We start from the raw sequence: 19,032 nt of genomic DNA, 5'->3' as shown, positions 1-19,032 counted from the left end.
GTTTCATGTCCGGCCATCGGGCAACCGCTCCTGCGTTGCCTCAACTCGGGCATCCATGCCCTCGCCATGCCCTCGCCATGCCCTCGCCGTGGCCTCGCCGTGGCCGGCCTGGGAGGTTGAAAAAATCACAACCTCTCAGCCGGGCAGGCCGGCCAGCCATAGCGAGGCGCCGCCGAGCATGCCGCCGATCACGATGGCGGCGAGCACATCGCTCGGGTAGTGCAGGCCGAGGATCACCCGCGAGGCGGCGACCAGCGCGGTGAAGCTCAGCAGCAGCGGTGCCAGCGCCGGATACCAGGCCAGCGCCACGATGCTGAAGCCCACCGCCTGCAGGGTATGTCCGGACGGGAAGCTGAACTCGTCCAGCGGCGGCACGTGCGCGATCACGCCGGGGCAGGCGCGATACGGACGCGGGCGGCGCGTCCAACGTTTCAGCACGCGATACAGCAGCAGCGCAGCGAGTCCGGTGACCGCCATGTGCGTGGCCGCGATCAGCCCGCGCTGGCCGCCGAACGCCGCCAGCGCCGCCATCAGCGCGTACCAGAACATGCCGTCGCCGAGCCGGCTGACCATGCTGAAGCATGCACCCACCACGCGACGGGCGCCCCAGTGGTTGGCGATCACGCAGACGCGGCGATCCAGCGCGAAGCGGGGTCCAGGCAGGAGTTCAGAGTTGGGCAGCGACGGAGGCGTGTTCATGCAGGTTCTCCTCGGCCATTTCGCGCAGCAGGTTTTCGAAATCGCGGATCACCGCTTCGGGCGACAGCCCCGCCACGCCGGCATGCGCCGCGCGGCCCATGTGCCGGATCAGCGCCGGGTTGCTGGCCAGCCTGACCGTGGCGTCGATGAAGGCCGCCTCATCGCCCGTAGCAATGCAGCAACCGTTGACGCCGTCGACCAGGTGCTCGCGCGCAGCGCCTTCGGCGTACGCCACCACCGGCAGGCCGGCGGCCAGGGCCTCGATGATCACGTTGCCGAAGGTCTCGCTGAGGCTGGGGAACGGGAACAGGTCTGCGCTGGCGTAGTGCCGGGCCAGTGCCTCGCCGCGTTGCACGCCGGCGAAGATGAAATCCGGATGCGCGGCCTGCAGCGCGTCGCGGGCCGGGCCGTCGCCGACCCACACGTAGCGCGCCCGCGGCACCTGCTGCTGGATCGCGCGAAAGGTTCGTGCCGCCAGTTCGAGATTCTTCTCCGGCGCGATGCGCCCCACGTACAGCACCACCGGCGTGGCGGCGTCCACGCCCCAGTCGGCGCGCAGGGCCATGTCGCGGCGGTTCGGATGGAACAGCTGCGTATCCACGGCGCGGCGCAGCAGGCGCGTATTGGTGATGCCCATGGCGTGCAGTTCCTGTGCGAGCGCATCGGTCGGCACCAGCGTGGCGGCGGCGCGCTGGTGGAAACGACGCAGGTAGCCGCGCACCAGCGGCGTGAGCAGGCCCACGCCGTAATGGCTGGCGTAGCTGTCGAAGCGGGTATGGAAACCGCTGCTGAGCGGGATGCCCAGCTGCCTGGCGGCGCGCACGGCCGACCAGCCGAGCGGCCCTTCGGTGGCCACATAGACTGCATCGGGGCGCTGCCGCGACCAGTGCCGCCGCAGTGTGCGCCCGGCTGGCAGGCCGAAGCGCAGACCTGGATAGCGGGGCAGCGCGCCGCCGCGCAGTTCGAGCACGTCGATGCCGGATTCGTCGCCGTGCGACTGCGGCTGGCGCGGACGGATCAGGTCGATGCAGTGGCCGCGGGCGGCGAGCCCGGCGGCGAGGCTGTGCACGGTCAGCGCGACGCCGTTGATTTCCGGTGGATAGGTCTCGCTGACGATGCCGATGCGCATGAGAATACCCGTGCTGGCTGGGCGCAGCTTCGCGCCGCGGCGTTGCGCTGGCGTGGCGAGGGCATGACGCTGCGCTTACACTGGGTCGTTCTTCCCTCACTGGAGACCGACGATGAAACGTATCCTGTTTGCCCTGGCCCTGGCCGGGTTGACCGGCACCGCGCTGGCCGCCGATGCCCCGGCCGGCCTGCCGGCCACGCCGGCTCCTGCCGGTGCCGAGGCGTACATCATCGCGCCCGCCAACGGCGCCACCGTGGGCCAGGACGTCACCGTGCGCTTTGGCCTCAAGGGCATGGGCGTGGCGCCGGCCGGCGTGGCCAAGGAACACACCGGCCACCACCACCTGCTGGTCGACGTGAAGGAGCTGCCGCCCGCCGGCCAGCCGATTCCGAAGGACGAACAGCACATCCATTTCGGCGGCGGCCAGACCGAGACCACGTTGAAGCTGAAGCCGGGCACGCACACGCTGCAACTGGAGCTGGGCGACCAGAACCACGTGCCGTTCGAGCCGACCGTGGTGTCGAGGAAGATCACCATTCACGTGAAGTGAGCGGATCTGGCCGGCAGATGCGCGGGCGCATGTCGCAGATCGGTTAAAATCGGCGGCTCAATCCCATTCCGCTGATATACCGATGACCGTCCGCACCCGCTTCGCCCCCAGCCCCACCGGCTTCCTGCACATCGGCGGGGCGCGCACCGCGCTGTATTGCTGGCTGGAGGCGCGTCGCCGCGGCGGCCAGTTCATCCTGCGCATCGAGGACACCGATCGCGAGCGCTCCACTGAGGAGGCCGTGCAGGCGATCCTCGACGCCATGCACTGGCTCGATCTCGACGCCGACGAAGGCCCGTTCTACCAGACCCAGCGGCTGGCGCGTTACAAACAGGTCGCCGGCGAACTGGTCGCCGCCGGCAACGCCTACTACGCCTACGAGAGCAAGGAAGAGATCGAGGCGATGCGCGAGGCGGCCATGAAGGCGGGCGAAAAGCCGCGCTACAACGGCTATTACCGCGACCGCAACGAACCTTTCCGCGAGGATCCGAATCGCGTGATCCGCTTCCGTAACCCGACGGAGGGTTCGGTGGTGTTCGAGGACAAGGTGAAGGGCCGCATCGAGATCGCCAACAGCGAGCTGGACGACCTGGTGATCTTCCGCTCCGACGGCTGGCCCACCTACAACTTCGCGGTGGTGGTCGACGACATCGACATGGGCATCACCGAGGTGATCCGCGGCGACGACCACGTCAACAACACGCCGCGGCAGATCAACATCTACCAGGCGCTCGGTGCGCCAGTGCCGGAATTCGCGCACCTGCCGATGATCCTGGACAAGGAAGGCAAGAAGCTCTCCAAGCGCACCAACTCGGTCAGCGTGATGGAGTACCGCGCCGACGGCTTCCTGCCGCACGCGATCCTGAACTATCTGGTGCGCCTCGGCTGGTCGCACGGCGACCAGGAGATCTTCTCGCGTGAGGAAATGATCGCGCTGTTCGACATCGCCAACGTCAACAAGGCTGCCTCGCGCTTCGACACCGAGAAGCTCGCCTGGCTCAACCAGCACTACCTGAAGACCGACGAGCCGCAGTCGCTGGCCGCCGAGTTCGAGTGGCACCTGCAGCGTGCCGGCATCGACGCTTCGCACGGCCCGGCGCCGGTCGACGTGATCGTGGCGCTGCGCGACCGCGTGCACACGCTGAAGGAAATGGCCGAGCGCGCGAAGATCTGGTACGGCCCCATCGTCGAGTGGGACGACAAGGCGGTGGCCAAGCACCTGAGGAACGACAGCGCGCCGGCCGTGCTCGATGCGGCGAAGGCCTTGCTCGCCGAGGTCCAGTGGCAACCCGGGCCCATCCACCAGGTGATCGAACAGGTCGCCGCGCAGCTGGCGCTCGGCATGGGCAAGGTCGCCCAGCCGCTGCGCGTGGCGATGACCGGCACCCAGGTCTCGCCCTCGATCGAGCACACCATCTACCTGGCCGGCCGCGCCGAGGCGCTGCGCCGCCTCGACCACGCGAAGGTCCTCGCGCAGGGCTGAGCACCGCGCGGCTCAGCGCTTCGACGCGTCGTCCTGCCAGTCGCCGCCGAGGGCGAGGTATAGCGCCGCGGTGTCGGCGTGGCGCGTCGCCTGCATCTGCACCGCGGCGATCCGCGTCTGCTGCCAGGCCTGCTCCGCCACGAGCACGGCCAGCCCGCCCACCTGGCCGGCCTGCTGCTGCCGGCGGGTGAGTTCCAGCGTGCGCCGCGCGGCAGACTCGGCGCTGGCGGCGGCCTCGGCCGCGCGGGCGTCGGCGTCCAGTGCGTAGAGCGCGTCGGCGACATTCTGGAACGCGGCCAGCACGGTGCCGCGATACTGCGCCACGGCCTGCTGCAGGGCGGCCTCGGCGGCGCGCTGGCGGTGCTTCAGCGCGCCGAAGTCGAGCACGGTCTGCGCCACGCCGCCGGTCAGGCTCCAGAACGTGTTGCCCGAGGCGAACATGCGGTCGAAGGCGGTGGCGCTGCCGCCGTATTGCGCGGACAGCGAGAACTGCGGAAAGCGGCTGGCCACGGCCACACCGACCTGGGCGCTGGCGGCATGCACCTCGGCCTCGGCGGCGCGCACGTCCGGGCGCCGCTCGACCAGCGTGGCCGGCAGCGCCACCGGCAGCTCGCGCGGCAGCTGCAGGCGGTCCAGTGCGAACGGCGGCTCGTTCGCCTGCGCGGGCGGCTCCCCGGCCAGCACCGCGAGCAGGTCGCGGTTCTGCTGCTCCTGCTTCTGCAGCACGGGCAGGGCGGCGCGGGCCTGGGCCAGGGCGATTTCCTGCGCGGCCGCGTCGAGGCCGGAGGCGCCGCCCAGTTCGACCTGCCGGCGCACCAGCGCGAGCGCACGGGTGGCGTCCGCGACGATGCCCTCGGTGGCCGCGATCTGCGCGCGCAGCGAGGCTTCCTGCACCGCCGCCGCCACCACGTTCGCGGCCAGTGCCTGGCGCACGGCTTCCAACTGCAGGCGCTGCGCCTGCGCCTGCGCGGCCAGCGACTCGGTCGTGCGCCGGTTCAGCCCGAACACGTCCGGCGCGTAGCCCGCCGTGAGCTGCGCCGTGTGCAGCGTATACATCGGCTGGCCGGAGGTCAGCGCGGGCGAGAGGGTGCCCACGGCGTTCTGCTGGCGGCTGGCCGAGTAGCCGAGCTGCACATTCGGCAGGAACGCTGCCCGCTGCGCGGCGAGATTTTCCTGCGCCACGCGCAGTGCGGCCCGTGCCCCGTCGAGCGACGGGTTGTGCGTCAGCGCGCGCGCCACCAGCGCGTCGAGCTGCGGCGAGCCGTAGGCCCGCCACCATGCCGCGCTGGCCTGCGTCCCCGGCAGCAGGCGCTGGCTGTCGCCCGCGCCGCTTATCGTCGCCGGCAGCGGCTCGCGCAGGTAGGCGTCCGCCGGCGGCAGCGCCGGGCGCCGGTAGTCGGGGCCGACCGCGCAGCCGGCGACCAGCACAGCGGTGGCAAGGCAGGCGGCGAAGCGGTAGGCGCGCGCGTTCACGGCGAGGGCTCCGTCGCGGTGGTGCGGCGTCGACTGCGCTGCTGCGACCACTCCACCACCAGCACCTGCAGTGCCGGCGCCACCACCAGCAGCATCAGCGGTCCCAGCAGCATGCCGCCCACCACCACCGTGGCCAGCGGACGCTGCACCTGGCTGCCGATGCCAGTGGAGAGCGCGGCGGGCAGCAGGCCGATGCAGGCCGAGAGCGCGGTCATCAGCATCGGGCGCATGCGCTGCTCGGCGGCCAGGCGCATCGCCTCCAGCGGCGGGCTGCCCTCGAACAACAGGTGGTTGAAGTGGCTGATGACCAGGATCCCGTTCATGACCGACACGCCGAACAGCGAGATGAAGCCGATTGCCGCCGACACGCTGAGGTTGAGCCCCGACAGGTACAGCGCGATCAGGCCGCCGGCGATCGAGAGGGGGATCGCGGCGAGCGTGAGCAGGCTGTCGCGCAGCGAGTTGAACAGCGTGTAGAGCAGGGCGAGGATCAGCCCGAGCGCGATCGGCAGCACCACCGCCAGGCGCACCTTGGCCTGCTGCATGTCCTCGAACTCGCCCGCCCAGGCCAGGTGGTAGCCGGCCGGCAGCGCGACGTGCGCGGCGATGCGCCGCTGCGCCTCGGCCACGGTGCCGCCGAGGTCACGGTCGCGCACGCTGAACTTCACCGGGATGAAGCGCTCGTTGCGCTCGTGGTAGATGTAGGAGGCGCCGGTATCGAGCGAGATGTTGGCCACCTCGCGCAGCGGCACGTAGGCGGTGACGCCGTTCGAGGCGGTGTAGCCCACCGGGATGTCGCCGATCGCGCGCGGATCGGATCTGTACGGCGCGGCCAGCCGCACGGTGAGCGGGAACTGGCGGTCGCCCTCTATCACCGTAGTGGCCTGGGTGCCGCCGACCGCCGCCTGGATCACGCTGTCGATGTCGCCGGTGTTGAGGCCGTAGCGTGCGGCCCTGGCGCGATCGACGGTGATGTCGAGGTTGGGCTGGCCGAGCACGTGGAACACGCCGAGGTCTTCCACGCCACGCACGCGGCGCATCTGCTCCATCACCTGGTCGGCCAGTTTTTCCAGCACCGGCAGTTCCGGGCCGACGATCTTCACCGAGTTGGCGCCCTTCACGCCGGACAGGCCTTCCTCGATGTTGTCCTGGATGTATTGCGAGAAGTTGACCTGCACCCCCGGGAAGGCCTGCCCGAATTCGCGCTGCAGCGAGTCCACCAGCTTCTCCTTGGTATCGCCCGCGGGCCATTCGTCCTGCGGCTTCAGCGGCACGAACAACTCCACGTTGTAGAAGCCCGAGGCGTCGCTGCCGTCGTCCGGCCGACCGTGCTGGGAGACCACGGTGACCACCTCCGGGTGCGCCTTGATCAGGCGGCGCATGCGGCCCACCTGGGCCTCGCCGGCCTCCAGCGTGATGGTGGTGGGCATGGTGGCGCGGATCCACAGGTTGCCTTCCTCCAGCGTCGGCATGAACTCGGTGCCGATACGGGTGGCCAGCAGCGCGGCGACCAGCAGGAAGCCCGTGCCGATCAGTGCAGTCAGCCGGCGCCGGCGCAGCGCCTGCTCGAGGATCGGCGAATAGAGCCGGCGGATCGCGCGGACGAACCAGGTCTCCGTTTCCGCGACGTGGCGCGGCAGCAGCAGCGAGGCCAGCACCGGCGTCACCGTGAAGGTGGCGATCAGCGCGCCGGACAGCGCATAGGCATAGGTGCGCGCCATCGGGTTGAAGATCTGGCCTTCCACGCCCTGCATGGTGAACAGCGGGATGAAGGCGGCCACCGTGATCGCGGTGGAGAACAGCACCGCGCGGTCGACCTGGATCGCGCTGATGAACAGCAGGCGCAGCCGTTCCTTCCAGTTGTGCGCGGTGCCGCCGCGGGCGTACATGGCGAACTCGTTCTGCGCATGCTCGTGCAGCAGTTCCTGCCGCTCGTCGGCGCCCTTCTGGAAGTTGCGGAAGATGTTCTCGATCAGGATCACCGCCGAGTCGACGATGATGCCGAAGTCCACCGCGCCCACCGAGAGCAGGTTGGCCGACTCGCCCAGCGCCACCATCAGGATGATGCTGAAGAACAGCGCTACCGGAATGTTGGCGCTGACGATCAGCGCGCTGCGCAGGTCGCCGAGGAAGAGCCACTGGATCAGGAACACCAGCAGGCAGCCGAACAGCAGGTTGTGCAACACCGTGTGGGTGGTGACCGCGACCAGCGTGGAGCGGTCGTAGATCGGCGCCAGGCGCACGCCGGCGGGCAGGGTGCCATCGCTGTTGAGCCTGGCGACTTCGGCCTTGACGCGCGCCACGACGTCGCTGGTCTGCTCGGTGCGGTTCATCACCACGATGCCGGTCACCACGTCGTCCTGGTCGTCGCGGCCGGCCTGGCCCAGGCGCGGCACGTGGCCGATCGAGACGCGGGCGACGTCCTTCACCAGCACCGGCGTGCCGTGCGACTGCGCCAGCACGATGTCGCCGATGTCGCTGGTGTCGCGGATCAGGCCGATGCCGCGAATGTTCACCGACTGCTGGCCGATGCCGATCGTGCGCCCGCCGACGTTGGTGTTGGCGTTGCCGATCGCCGCGATCAACTGGGGCAGGGTGATGCCGTAGCCCTGCAGTCGGTGCAGGTCGGCGTCCACGTCGTAGGCCTTGGTGGTGCCGCCCCAGGTGACCACCTGGGCTACGCCGGGCACCGACAGCAGGCGGTGGCTGACCACCCAGTCCTGCAGCGTGCGCAACTGGGTCAGCCCGAAGTGTGGCGGGCCGACCAGCTGGTAGCGGTAGATCTCGCCGACCAGGCTGGAGGCCTGGATCTGCGGCTGCACGCCGTTGGGCAGGCTCACGTTCTGCTGCAGGTTGAGCGCGGCCTGGGTGTACGCCCGGTAGTAGTCGACGCCGTACCTGAAGGTGACGCGCACGAAGGACAGGCCGTAGAACGAGGTCGAGCGGATCGTGTCCACCCCCGGCGTGGTCGCCAGGCCGAGTTCCATCGGGCGGGTATAGGAACGCTCCATTTCCTCCGCCGACAGGCCGGGTGCCTGTGCGGTGATTTCCAGGATCACCGGAGCCGGGTTCGGATAGGCCTCGATGTTGAGCTTGGAATACGCCACCAGGCCGGCGATCAGGAACGCCAGTAGCGCCATCAGCACGATGGAGCGGCGGTTGAGCGCGAATGCGACGATGCCTCTGAGCACGATGCGTTTCCTTGCGGGTGGGCTACTGCGACTGCAGCGCCAGCGCGTTGCTCAGGAACAGCGCGCCGCTGCCGGCCACGCGCTCGCCGGCGGCGAGGCCGCTGCCGATCTCGTCCTGGCCGTCCTGCTGCCGGCCCAGTGCCACCGGGCGCCGCGTGAAGCGGCGGCCGTCGGTGGTGACGTATACCGTCATGGTGCCGTCGCCCTCGCGCACCACGGCCTCGGCGGGCACGGTCACCACGCGCGCCGGCGGCGCAGTGCGCACCTCCATGCTGGCCAGCATCTGCGGGCGCAGCCGTGCGTCGGCGCCGTGCAGCACCGTGCGCACCTGCACCCGGTGGGTGATCGGATCGACGCTGCTGCCGACCAGGTCGACCCGGCCCTGCAGCACCAGTCCCGGCAGGGCTTCCACCCGCACGCTGACCGGATCACCGGGGTGGATCTCGGTGATTTCGTCCTCCGGCACGCCGGCCACCATCCACAGCGCATCGTCGGCCGCCACGCTGATGGGTGCGGCGCCGCCCTGTTGCAGCCAGTCGCCCGGCGCCACCGCGCGCGCCGCCACCCGCCCGGCGATCGGGCTGGTCACGCGCAGTTCGCCGTCGATGGCGCGGCGAGTGGCGATGCGGTCGATCTGCGCGTCGGTCTGGCCGAGCAGGCGCAGCGCTGTGCGCGCCGCGCGGTAGCTGGCCTCGGCGGTCTGCTGGTCCGCGATGGCCTGCTCCAGGTCCTTGCGGGCGTTCGCCTGGATGTCGAGCAGTTGGCGCGCGCGTTCGAGGGTGTGGCTGGCCAGGGCACGCACGCCGGCGGCGGCCACCAGGTTCGACTCCGCTTGCACAAGGTCGGCGCTGTCGACGGTGAACAGCAGCTGCCCCCTGGCCACGCGGTCGCCGACCTGCACCAGCACCTGCCGCACGCGGCCCTGGTAAGGCGAAGACACCTGGGCCAGGCGGTCCTGGTCGAAGTCGATGTAGCCGACGGCATCGAGGCGACGGTCGAATGCGCGCCATTGCGACGGCAGCACCGCCACCTGCTGCGCCTGGCGCTCGGTCAGCGTGACGCTGTCGCCGGGCCGGGCCGTGGCCGCAGGCGGATCGGCGCGGCGGCCACAGGCGGCAAGCACGGCCAGCAGCGCCGCGAGCAGGCACGGTTGCAGCGCCGGGCGCATCGTTCGGATGAGGTCATACATCACGCATTCCTTGGGGGCAGGGCATGCGCAGGTCGCGCGGCAAAGGGCGGCGTGCGGGGTGAGGCCGCCCGCCTCGGTGTGGATCGCCGGGGGCGGCCGCGTGCCAGGCGGCGCTAAGTTAATCGCGCGATCCGGGCGGAAACAGTTACCGTCCGGAAAGGTTGCCGTCGTTCCCGCGCGGCAACCGGATGACCACGCGCAGGCCGGGGGCCGCGTCCTCCAGCCGAAGCTGCCCGCGATGCAGGGCGACCACGGCCGCCGCGATGGACAGGCCCAGGCCGTTGCCGCGCTGGTAGCGGCTGGCATCGGCGCGGAAGAACGGCTCGGTCGCCCGACCCAGCAACCCGGGCGGGATGCCGGGCCCGTCGTCGGCCACCTCGATGCGCACGTCTTCCGCCGCGGCGCGGACCACGACCCGCACCGCGGCGCCGTGGCCGGCGTACTTGAGCGCGTTGTCGAGCAGGTTGGCCAGCATGCCCGCCAGCAGGTCACGGTCGGCCTCCACCTGCGGTTCGTCCTCGACCGTCAGCGCAAGCGTCATGCCCTCGCTTTCGGCTGCCGGCTGGTACAGCTCGACGATGTCGCCGACCAGCTCGCGCAAGGCGACCGGCTCGAAGTTCTGGCGGCGCACGCCGGCCTCGGCCTCGGCGATCTGCAGCAGCTTGTCCACCAGACGGGTGACCGCGTCGATCTCGTCGATCGCGCTGGTCGCAGCTTCGCGCAGCGCCTGCGGCGGCTGCTGCGGATGCAGCGCGTCCTCCAGCACGGCGCGGATGCGGCCCAGCGGCGTGCGCAGGTCGTGCGCGATCGCATTGGAGACGTCGCGGGCGCTGTTCATCAGCTGCTCGATCTGGTCGAGCATGCGGTTGACGTCGCGTGCCACCATCGCGAACTCGTCACGCGAACGGCCGACCGTGATGCGCCGGTCCAGCCGCCCTGCGGCAACCTCCGCGGTGGTGCGGTGGATCGCCTTGAGCTGGCGCTGCAGCTGCAGTCGCACCAGCAGCGCGCCGCCCGCCGCCAGCGCGAAGGCGATCAGGCCGCCCATGGCCAGCGCGGCCAGCACCATGCGTTCGAGGTCGCGCTGATCCTGCAGGTCGCGCCCCACCACCAGTACCGCGCCGTCCGGGAAACGATGCACGAGCAGGCGCCCCAACGTGTCCTGGCCGCGCCGCCGCACCGGTTGCTCCAGCAGCGCCTCGGTGGCGGTGCCGGTGGCATGCCAGCGGTCGAGGTTGCCGATCAGCACGCTGCCGTCGGGCGCGTCGAGCTGATAGATCTCGGTGTTGACGTCCTGGTCGTCGGTGAGCAGGCCGAAGATCTCCTGGCGCAGCGCGGACAGTCCCTGGCGGTCGTGCAACTGCACCAGTCGGCGCGCGCCCAGTTCGAGCTGCTTGTCGATGTTGCGTGCGAGCAGCCCGGCGGTGCCGATGTAGAAGATCGCCGAAACCACCGCAACCGAGACCAGCAGCAGCAGGCCGTAGCCCAGCGCCATGCGCAGCACGACGGAATGGCGCAGGCCGCTGCGCATGATGCTCATTCGGCGCGCAGGGTATAGCCGACCCCACGGGCGGTGTGGATCAGCGGTGTCGGAAAGTCGCGGTCCAGCTTGTTGCGCAGCCGGCTTATCTGCACGTCGATGACGTTGGTCTCCGGATCGAAGTGGTAACCCCACACCGCGGTGAGCAGCATCCGGCGGGTGACCACCATGCCCTGGTGGCGGGCCAGGTATTCGAGCAGCTGGTATTCGCGCGGCTGCAGCGTGATCGCCTGGGTGCCGCGATGCACGCGCCGGTTGCGGGTATCCACGCGCAGGTCGCCGATCTCGATCACGTCCGGTTCGCTGCGCTGCACTGCGCGCCGCGCCAGCGCCTCGATCCGCGCCAGCAGCTCGTCGAATGCGAACGGCTTGCCCAGGTAATCGTCGCCGCCGCTGCGCAGGCCGCGCACGCGCTCATCCAGGCTGGACAGCGCGCTCAGCACGATCACCGGCGTGGCGATGCCGTGGCTGCGCAAGGCGGCAAGCACGCCCAGGCCGTCCACGCCGCCGGGCAGCATGCGGTCCAGTACCAGCACATCCCAGCTGCCATCGAGCGCCAGGCGCAGTCCGGTATCGCCTTCGTGGCATGCCTGCACTACGTGGCCGGCCCGCTCCAGCCCATGGCGGACCAGCTCGGCGGTCGCCAGGTCGTCCTCGATCAGCAGGCAGCGCATGAGCGTGGGTTCCTCGTGGGCTCGGCGGTGGCGCCCGCTTGCGCACAGGCGCCGTCTGCGGACAGCATCGTGCCTATCCTAACGGCAGCTGCGGGATCGCATGAACGAATGGCTGGACAGCGCGACCGTGGGAGTCGATCCCGCCGCACCGGATGCCTTCTGGCGGATCTTCTTCAACCTGATGCGGCTGGTGCCGTGGGCGGCGCTGTTCTGGTGGAGTCTGCTGTTCGTCCTGGTCGGCGCGCTGCTCGGCTGGTGGCGGGGTCGGCTGGTCGATGGCGTCGTGTGGGCCACCCTGCTGGGACCGCTGGGCTGGTTCGTGGTGCTGGCCCGACCGCGTCGTCGCCAACCGCCGCCGCTGCCGGGGCGAAGGCGTGGCCGGGGTGTACAATTGCCGCCGAGGTGACCACATTGACGACTGCCATCTCCACCAGGCCGCACCCGCACCACCATCACCACCATGATGATCCCAGGGGTTTCGTGGCGGCGGTGGAACTCGCCAGCGAGAAGCGCGGCCTGCGCCTGACCGCGCTGCGGCGCGAGGTGCTGGAACTGGTTGCCGCCGCAGACAAGCCGGTCAAGGCCTACGACTTGCTCGACCAGCTGCGCGAGAAGCACGGCAACGCGGCGCCGCCCACGGTCTACCGCGCGCTAGATTTCCTGCTCGAGAACGGCTTCATCCACAAGCTGGAATCCATCAACGCGTTCGTCTCCTGCCACCACCCGGCTGAGGCGCACCAGGTGCCGTTCCTGATCTGCGATACCTGCGCCAGCGCCCAGGAGGTCTGCGACGAGCGGGTCGCCGAGCTGATCGAGGCGCAGGCGAAGGCGTTCGGTTTCCGTCCGCAGGCGCAGACGCTGGAAGTCCATGGCACCTGCCGGCATTGTCGCAAGGGATGAACCTGCGACGGTCGGCATGGCGTTTTGCAACGTTATAATGTAACATCCACCCGGCTGAACACTTGAGCCGCCACCTCTGGCGGTGCCGGGCACGACGATGGACTCCGAGCAGGCGAACAAAATCCGCTGGTGGCATGCCGCCGATCGCGTCGGTGCGACGGCATCTTTCCTGTGCGCGATCCACTGCGCGCTGCTGCCCTTCGTGATTGCGCTGCTGCCGCTGCTGGGCCTGGAATTCCTGGCCGACCATCGCTTCGAGCGCGTGTTCGTGCTGTTTGCCTGCGTGCTGGCCTCGTTCGTCCTGGTCCGCGGTTACCGCCGGCACCAGCGCACCCTGCCATTGCGGCTGGCGGCGCCGGGGCTGGCCCTGCTGCTGCTCGGCATCATCTATATCGACGGCTCCACGCCGGTCCTGCACAGCGTGCTGGTGACCTTTGGCGGCCTGCTGCTGGCCGCTGCGCATTTCGTCAATCTGCGGCTGGACAGCCGCAGCAACGGTGCGCACGTGCACGGCCCGCAGTGCGCGCACTGAGTCGTAGCGAATCCGGCGGTGATTGTGTAACGGCAGTGGCTGTTCCTAGCATGTGTGCATGAACACCGCCCACGCCCACCCGCACGACCACGAACACGCGCACGATTCGGCGGTCGCGTCCGACGGACGCAGTCGCAAGCTGCTGTTCGCGTTCGTGCTGACCGTCGTGATGATGGCAGTCGAGGCGGCCGGTGGCGTGTGGTCTGGTTCGCTGGCCTTGCTGGCCGACGCCGGGCACATGGTGGTCGATGCGCTGGCCCTGCTGCTGGCGGTCGTTGGCGCGCGGATGGCGAGCAGGCCGGCCGACGCACGGCGCAGTTACGGCTATGGCCGGATGGAGGTGCTGGCTGGGTTCGTCAATGCGCTGGGCCAGTTCGCGCTGGTCGGCTGGATCGTCTACGAGGCCGTCGCGCGGCTGCTGCATCCCGGGGAGATCCTGTCTGGAATCATGCTGGCCGTGGCGGTCGCGGGGCTGCTGGTGAATGCGCTGGTGTTGCGTACCCTGCACGGACATGCGCACGACGACGTCAACCTGGCCGGCGCCAGCCTGCATGTGCTGGGTGACCTGCTCGGTTCGCTGGCGGCGGTGCTGGCGGCGCTGGCGATCCGCTGGTTCGGCTGGCTGTGGGCCGACCCGCTGCTGTCGCTGCTGATCTCGCTGCTGATCCTGGGCAGCGCGTGGCGCTTGCTGCGGATGTCGGCGCACATCCTGCTGGAGGGCGTGCCCGACGGCATGGACAGCGCGCTGGTGGAAGCGTCGCTGCGCACCGCCGACCCCGGCATCTGCGACATCCACCACCTGCACGTGTGGCAGCTCGCCTCAGGTTCGCGCATGGCCACCGTGCATGCCGAGCTGCATGATCGCGCCGATGGCGCGCGGGCCCTGCAGGCCATCAAGCGCATGCTGCTGGAGCGTTTCGGGATCCAGCACGTGACCGTGCAGATCGATCCCGGGAGTTGTCTCGATGCGAGCGACGACTGTGCCGGCCACGGCTGTCGCTGACTATCCCGTGCGGCGCCGAACGCTGCTATGATGAGCGGCCGTTCATCCAATAAATCAAGGAGTTCCCCATGGGCAAGGGCGATCGCAAGACCCGTCGCGGCAAGACGTACCGTGGCAGCTATGGCAACACCCGCGCGCACGCCGTGGCGCCGGCCGTGGTGGGCGCCAAGCCGACCGTGACCAAGCCGGCCGCCGCCAAGAAAGCCGCGCCGAAGAAGAAATCGGCCTGATTCCTTCGCCGGTTGCGGCCAACCAGAACCCCGCCTCGGCGGGGTTTTTGTTGGCCTGCGGCCAGCACCGGCGAAAAACTCCGCGTCGTGCGGAATGTTTCATCGGCGTGCCCGGCGCACGTGCGTGCGGCATCCTTGCTGCCCGCCGTACGGGTCAGCTGCGGCTGTACAGGTTTGCTCCTGGCGAGCTTTTTCGCACGCGTTTGCGCGACCCAGTCATTTCGTGACTGACTCCCGACCGGGCATCGGGCAGTTGCTCCCTGCGTTGCCTCAACTCGGGCATCGGGCAATTGCTCCTGCATTGCCTCAACTCGGGCATCCATGCCCTCGCCATGCCCTCGTCGTGGCCGGGCTGAGAGGTTGAAGAATTCACGGTCTCTCAATGCATGCGTTGCAGGGCGCTGCGCAAGTCGTCGTAGCCGCCCACGTAGCGGATCGTGTCGCCTTCGGCCAGGAAGATCTGCGGCAGGCTGGTGGTGCGCTGGCCCACCTTGCTGCGCAACTCGTCCACGCTGATGTCGCTGCCCACGTTGTGGTACTGGAAGGTGATGGATTTCATCTGGCACAGCAGCTTGGTCTTGTCGCAGCTCGCGCAGTGGTCGCGACCGTAGATGATGACTTGCATGGAGGCTCCTTCAGAAGTCGGCGTCGAAGATCAGGTTCTTGTCGGTGCGGCGCATCACGCCTACCTTGTAGGCGGCGATGTCCTGTTCCTGCGGCGAGGCCTGGGTCTTGGAGATGTTCAGCCACTTCTCCATGTACTTGAGCGGGTTGGCGCCGGGCAGGGCGTGTTTCGTGGTGGTCAGGCCCAGCGTCTGGTAGACGTCCTTGGCGCAGTACAGCGTCCATGCCGACAGGCGTTCGGGGTTCATGCCGACCAGCTCACGGCCCTCGTCGAACAGGTAGGCGATCCAGGTGAGCTCGCTGTCCACCACTTCCTCGAGCAGCGCCTCGATCTCACCGCGGCATGTGCGGAAGGCGGTCTGGCCGCGTTCGGTAGTGAGCTCGTTGGCCAGCACGGCACGATCCAGCTCGGCGTGGATTTCCAGCTCGTCCTGGGCGATTTTCTGGATCGCCTTGCCGATGGGCTGGAACAGGCCGGTGTCGCAGATGGCGAAGGTGACGGCGAAGCTCGCCATGAACTGGATGCGCTCCATGCAGAACAGCGCCACCACCGTCATGAACACGGTGTTGTAGGTGGCCTGGTCGTCGGGCAGCTGCCCCAGCGCGTATCGGTGCGAGGCGCGGTAGCCGTCGGCGAAGGCCTTGACCACGCGCTCCAGCCGCGCGTGCGCCTGCTCCACGCGCAGGATCTCCTCGATGATGGCGCCCGGGTCGTCGAAGGAGTTGCGCACGATCTCCGAATAGGTGGCGGCGTGGATCACCTCGTTGTCGGAGATGCGCTGCCAGCAGGCCCACAGCTCGCTGGAGGTGATGAAGGGCGCCAGCACCGGGGCGATGGCGCGCGAGGCCACGCTGTCGGCTTCCCATTGCCAGGCCAGGGTCTTGATCATCATTTCCCAGGTGGCGCGCGAGCAGGATTTGAAGTCGGCGTTGCAGGAGGAGTAGTCGAACTCGTTTTCGTCCCAGTCCAGCGATTTCTGTGCCTTGTACAGGCGCCAGATGTCGGGGTAGTGGCGGTTGATGGTGTCGAACAAGCCAGGCTTCTGGCCCAGGAACAGCGAGGGCTTGGCGTAGTCGGTCTTGGCGTAGTTGAAAATGTTGTCGGTCATGGCGTTCTCGTGGCGGTGTGTGCGGTGGTGGCTGTTGTTGCGGGAGCGGCTTCGTCCGCACGGACGGGGCGAGGCCGCCACTGCTTCACAAAGTGCATGCCTCACAATCGCTGTCCTTCTCGTCGACGGCGCTGGTCGCGGTGGTTGCCGCGATCTCCTGCATGCCGTTGGAGGTCTTCTGGTTCATGTAGTACTTGGACTTCAGCCCCAGCTTCACGCGGTAGAGGTAGTTATCGATCATCTCGGTGGATTCGATGCAGTCGTCGCCGATTACGCGGCGATAGAAGTCGGCCGAGATGCCCTGGTCGGTCCACTTCTGCACGATGGCGTACATCTCGGTGAGGTCGCGTGCGGGAACGTCCCAGGCCGACTGGTACCACTCGCCGATGCTGTCGCCCTCGGGCGCGGCCCAGTAGTTCACCCGGTGGTTGTCGGTCTTGATGAGGGTGAGCTCGCGCACGGGATAGAGCCCGTTGGTGGTGCCCGAGGCGTTGGCGCTGGTTTCGGTGGGCATATGCGCCACCAGTACCGAATTGCGGATGCCGCCATTGGCCTTGATCTCGGCGCGCAACGCCTCCCAGTCGTAGTGCATGCGGAAGTTGCCGAGCTTGTCGATGTTGCCGTTGCAGGTGTCCAGCGGCAGCCAGCCTTCGGGCCAGCGCGTCTTGTGCATCCACGGCGCGTTGCCCAGTTCCTGGCCCAGCCGCAGGCTGGCGCGCAGGAGGTGGTAGTAGTGCCGCTCGGCCACGGTGTGGATGAAGGCCTTGCCTTCGGGCGTCGTGTAGCGCTGGCGGTTTTTCGCCATCAGGTGGGCCAGGCCGAGGATGCCCACGCCGGCATTCAGGCGCCGGCGCGAGGTCACGCCCACCTGCGGCAGCTCGTAGTGCGCGAGGTGGATGCATTTGTCGATCATGAGCAGCGCGTAATAGGCTACTTCGGCGTATTGCTCTTCCGAATCGATGTTGTCCACGCAGATGCCGGCGAGGTTGCAGGTGGCCACCTCGGGCGAGGAGCGCTGGGCGATGCGCTCGACGCGGGCGCCATCGACCACGTCGCCCACGGCGAGATCCTCGGGCCACAGTTCGCCGCGTGCGGTGGCGATGCGCTCGCCGCCCTCGATGCGGCGCGTGTCGCCGGCCTCCGTCTCGAAGGTGACGAAGGAGATGTCGTGCTGCGCATACAGTTCGAGGATGTGGTTGTACGGTGCCGTGGGCAGGGCGATTTCCGAGCACAGGTTGGAGCTGTAGATGGTGTCCTTGAACGGCGTATGCCGGTTCATCTCGGCGATGTTGTGCTCGTAGATGCGCCCGGTCTCGTTCCATTCGTTGCTGGCGGTGATGAGCAGTTCGCGCGCGCTGACAAAGGTCTTGCTGAAGCCCGTGTCCGCCTCGTACTTCCGGTACAGCGCCTCGAAGCGCGTCTCATCGCCGCTGTACAGCGCCTCCTGCAGGTCGGGCGCGGTGTAGCAGTTGAACAGGAACACATCCTCGTTCAAGGCCACCTTGCGCGCGAAGAAGCGGTTGCCGCCCCAGGAGTAGTCCATGCCGCGGATCTTCCGGTCGGCGGTGGACATCGGGTTCTTCAGCCGCAGCAGAGCATCCACTTCCGGGTCGAAGATCGAGAAGTAGCTGGTGCAGGCGCCGCCGCGGCCGTTCTGCAGGTTGGATTTCACCTCGGCCACCAGGGCGCGGTAATACGGCAGCTTGCCCTGGTGGCGGATCACGCCGCCGCGCACCGGGTCGTTCAGCGAGCGCGTCTGCATGTGCGCGCCGATGCCGGCGGACATGTAGGTCATGGTGTTGGCGATGTGGTTGCCCACCGCGATGGAGCGCGCGTTGTCGCCGGTGGTGTACAGGCAGCAGCTCGCGTAACCACGCAGCGGCGTGCCCAGGTTCACATGGTTGGGCGTGGGCGCGTTGATGCGGTTCAGCGACAGGTGTTCGTAGAGGCGTTCCACGTCGTGCATGCGGCGCGCGCGCGGCTGATCCGCCGCCAGCGCCATCGCCATGCGCATGTAGATGAACTGCGGCGTCTCGTGGTGGACGCCGTTGACGCGGTCGGCGATGGCGTACTTGGTGAGGTGGGTGTGCAACTGGTAATGCGCATAGGCGAAGTCGCGCTCGTGGTCGATGATCGCCTCCACCTGCGCGTATTCCGCCGCGGAGTAATCCAGTACTTCCATGTAGCCGAGCTGCTGCAGCTTGCGGTGCAGCGCCTGCACGCTGGGGCGATCGCGGCCGTACAGATTCTTGCGGATCAAGGTGGCGTAGAGCCGCCCGGCCATGCGGTTGTACGACCAGGTGTCGAAGTGCAGGCAGGTCTTGATGAGTTGTTGCTGCAGCTCGCGCGTGCTGGACGTGCCGGACAAACCGGCCACCGCTTCCAGCACAACCGAAGGCCAGTCCACCGCGTCGCCCAGGGTTTGCGCGGCCCATTCGCCCCACTGGTTGAGCTTGGACGGAGTGAACGGCTCGACGCGGCCGTCGCGCTTGATGATGGTTTCCAGCATGAGGGGTGTCCTCCTTTGAAGCACAGGCAGGCATGACCGGCGCACCGAGGTGGCGGGCCAGTGATGATGAAGGGATGCGGTGGAGCGCCGTCAGCCGGGGGGACGGGCCTGGCTGCGGCGTGACGTGTCAGCGTGGTGGGGGGGGGGGGGGGGGGGGGGGGGGGGGGGGGGGGGGGGGGGGGGGGGGTGGGGGGGGC

Annotated in this window: 17 protein-coding genes; 7 read left to right on the top strand and 10 right to left on the bottom strand. The window is 68.7% G+C overall.

Features of this window, described 5'->3' with window-relative positions:
• Window positions 1-135: 135 nt before the first annotated feature.
• Both AC3WTD_RS12985 and AC3WTD_RS12980 read right to left on the bottom strand, forming a co-directional pair.
• Window positions 136-699 carry a phosphatase PAP2 family protein gene (locus tag AC3WTD_RS12985; RefSeq protein ID WP_492614019.1) on the bottom strand — a complete coding sequence of 188 codons (564 nt, stop codon included), beginning with the start codon at window positions 697-699 and terminating at the stop codon, window positions 136-138.
• Entirely contained in the window at window positions 668-1,828 is a 1,161-nt protein-coding gene (locus AC3WTD_RS12980) for a glycosyltransferase family 4 protein (RefSeq protein ID WP_037089456.1), read from the bottom strand. The genes AC3WTD_RS12985 and AC3WTD_RS12980 overlap by 32 nt, the downstream gene beginning before the upstream one ends.
• Before the next feature lie 112 nt (window positions 1,829-1,940).
• Here AC3WTD_RS12980 and AC3WTD_RS12975 point away from each other — a divergent pair, with 112 nt between their 5' ends.
• Both AC3WTD_RS12975 and gltX read left to right on the top strand, forming a co-directional pair.
• Window positions 1,941-2,378: a DUF4399 domain-containing protein gene (locus AC3WTD_RS12975; RefSeq protein WP_492614018.1), complete on the top strand. Its 438-nt coding sequence runs from the start codon at window positions 1,941-1,943 to the stop codon at window positions 2,376-2,378.
• 82 nt (window positions 2,379-2,460) lie between these two features.
• Window positions 2,461-3,861, top strand: coding sequence for a glutamate--tRNA ligase (gene gltX / locus AC3WTD_RS12970; protein ID WP_492614017.1), 1,401 nt, complete (start codon window positions 2,461-2,463; stop codon window positions 3,859-3,861).
• 12 nt (window positions 3,862-3,873) lie between these two features.
• Here the strand turns inward: gltX and AC3WTD_RS12965 are convergent, their stop codons facing one another.
• The 5 genes from AC3WTD_RS12965 to AC3WTD_RS12945 form a co-directional block, all read right to left on the bottom strand.
• The gene (locus tag AC3WTD_RS12965; protein ID WP_492614016.1) at window positions 3,874-5,334 is read right to left on the bottom strand and encodes an efflux transporter outer membrane subunit; all 1,461 of its coding nucleotides are present in this window, start codon (window positions 5,332-5,334) and stop codon (window positions 3,874-3,876) included.
• Window positions 5,331-8,525: an efflux RND transporter permease subunit gene (locus AC3WTD_RS12960; RefSeq protein WP_492614015.1), complete on the bottom strand. Its 3,195-nt coding sequence runs from the start codon at window positions 8,523-8,525 to the stop codon at window positions 5,331-5,333. The genes AC3WTD_RS12965 and AC3WTD_RS12960 overlap by 4 nt, the downstream gene beginning before the upstream one ends.
• A gap of 22 nt (window positions 8,526-8,547) precedes the next feature.
• Entirely contained in the window at window positions 8,548-9,714 is a 1,167-nt protein-coding gene (locus AC3WTD_RS12955) for an efflux RND transporter periplasmic adaptor subunit (protein WP_492614014.1), read from the bottom strand.
• A 145-nt stretch (window positions 9,715-9,859) separates the two neighbouring features.
• Entirely contained in the window at window positions 9,860-11,254 is a 1,395-nt protein-coding gene (locus AC3WTD_RS12950) for a sensor histidine kinase (RefSeq protein ID WP_027491539.1), read from the bottom strand.
• Window positions 11,251-11,928 (bottom strand): response regulator transcription factor, encoded by a 678-nt coding sequence (locus tag AC3WTD_RS12945; RefSeq protein ID WP_027491540.1) that lies wholly within the window; start codon window positions 11,926-11,928, stop codon window positions 11,251-11,253. The genes AC3WTD_RS12950 and AC3WTD_RS12945 overlap by 4 nt, the downstream gene beginning before the upstream one ends.
• 100 nt (window positions 11,929-12,028) lie before the next feature.
• Here AC3WTD_RS12945 and AC3WTD_RS12940 point away from each other — a divergent pair, with 100 nt between their 5' ends.
• The 5 genes from AC3WTD_RS12940 to AC3WTD_RS12920 all read left to right on the top strand — a co-directional run bounded on the left by AC3WTD_RS12940 (window position 12,029) and on the right by AC3WTD_RS12920 (window position 14,593).
• On the top strand, window positions 12,029-12,334 hold the full coding sequence (locus tag AC3WTD_RS12940; RefSeq protein ID WP_235642628.1) for a hypothetical protein: 306 nt from the start codon (window positions 12,029-12,031) through the stop codon (window positions 12,332-12,334).
• A gap of 5 nt (window positions 12,335-12,339) precedes the next feature.
• Window positions 12,340-12,828 (top strand): transcriptional repressor, encoded by a 489-nt coding sequence (locus AC3WTD_RS12935; RefSeq protein WP_235642629.1) that lies wholly within the window; start codon window positions 12,340-12,342, stop codon window positions 12,826-12,828.
• Window positions 12,829-12,925: 97 nt separating this feature from the next.
• Window positions 12,926-13,360 carry a MerC domain-containing protein gene (locus AC3WTD_RS12930; RefSeq protein ID WP_027492657.1) on the top strand — a complete coding sequence of 145 codons (435 nt, stop codon included), beginning with the start codon at window positions 12,926-12,928 and terminating at the stop codon, window positions 13,358-13,360.
• A 58-nt stretch (window positions 13,361-13,418) separates the two neighbouring features.
• Window positions 13,419-14,363, top strand: a complete 945-nt coding sequence (locus tag AC3WTD_RS12925; RefSeq protein WP_492614013.1) for a cation diffusion facilitator family transporter — start codon at window positions 13,419-13,421, stop codon at window positions 14,361-14,363.
• A 68-nt stretch (window positions 14,364-14,431) separates the two neighbouring features.
• Window positions 14,432-14,593, top strand: a complete 162-nt coding sequence (locus AC3WTD_RS12920; RefSeq protein WP_081666607.1) for a 30S ribosomal protein THX — start codon at window positions 14,432-14,434, stop codon at window positions 14,591-14,593.
• Window positions 14,594-14,972: 379 nt separating this feature from the next.
• Here the strand turns inward: AC3WTD_RS12920 and AC3WTD_RS12915 are convergent, their stop codons facing one another.
• The 3 genes from AC3WTD_RS12915 to AC3WTD_RS12905 form a co-directional block, all read right to left on the bottom strand.
• Window positions 14,973-15,218: a glutaredoxin family protein gene (locus AC3WTD_RS12915; protein WP_037089635.1), complete on the bottom strand. Its 246-nt coding sequence runs from the start codon at window positions 15,216-15,218 to the stop codon at window positions 14,973-14,975.
• Window positions 15,219-15,228: 10 nt separating this feature from the next.
• Window positions 15,229-16,326, bottom strand: a complete 1,098-nt coding sequence (locus tag AC3WTD_RS12910; protein WP_492614012.1) for a ribonucleotide-diphosphate reductase subunit beta — start codon at window positions 16,324-16,326, stop codon at window positions 15,229-15,231.
• Between the two features lie 85 nt (window positions 16,327-16,411).
• Window positions 16,412-18,835 carry a ribonucleoside-diphosphate reductase subunit alpha gene (locus AC3WTD_RS12905; protein WP_492614011.1) on the bottom strand — a complete coding sequence of 808 codons (2,424 nt, stop codon included), beginning with the start codon at window positions 18,833-18,835 and terminating at the stop codon, window positions 16,412-16,414.
• Window positions 18,836-19,032 lie beyond the last annotated feature (197 nt).

The organism is Rhodanobacter sp. FW106-PBR-R2A-1-15 (genome assembly GCF_058789735.1).
This window is presented reverse-complemented; position numbering and strand designations above follow the sequence as displayed.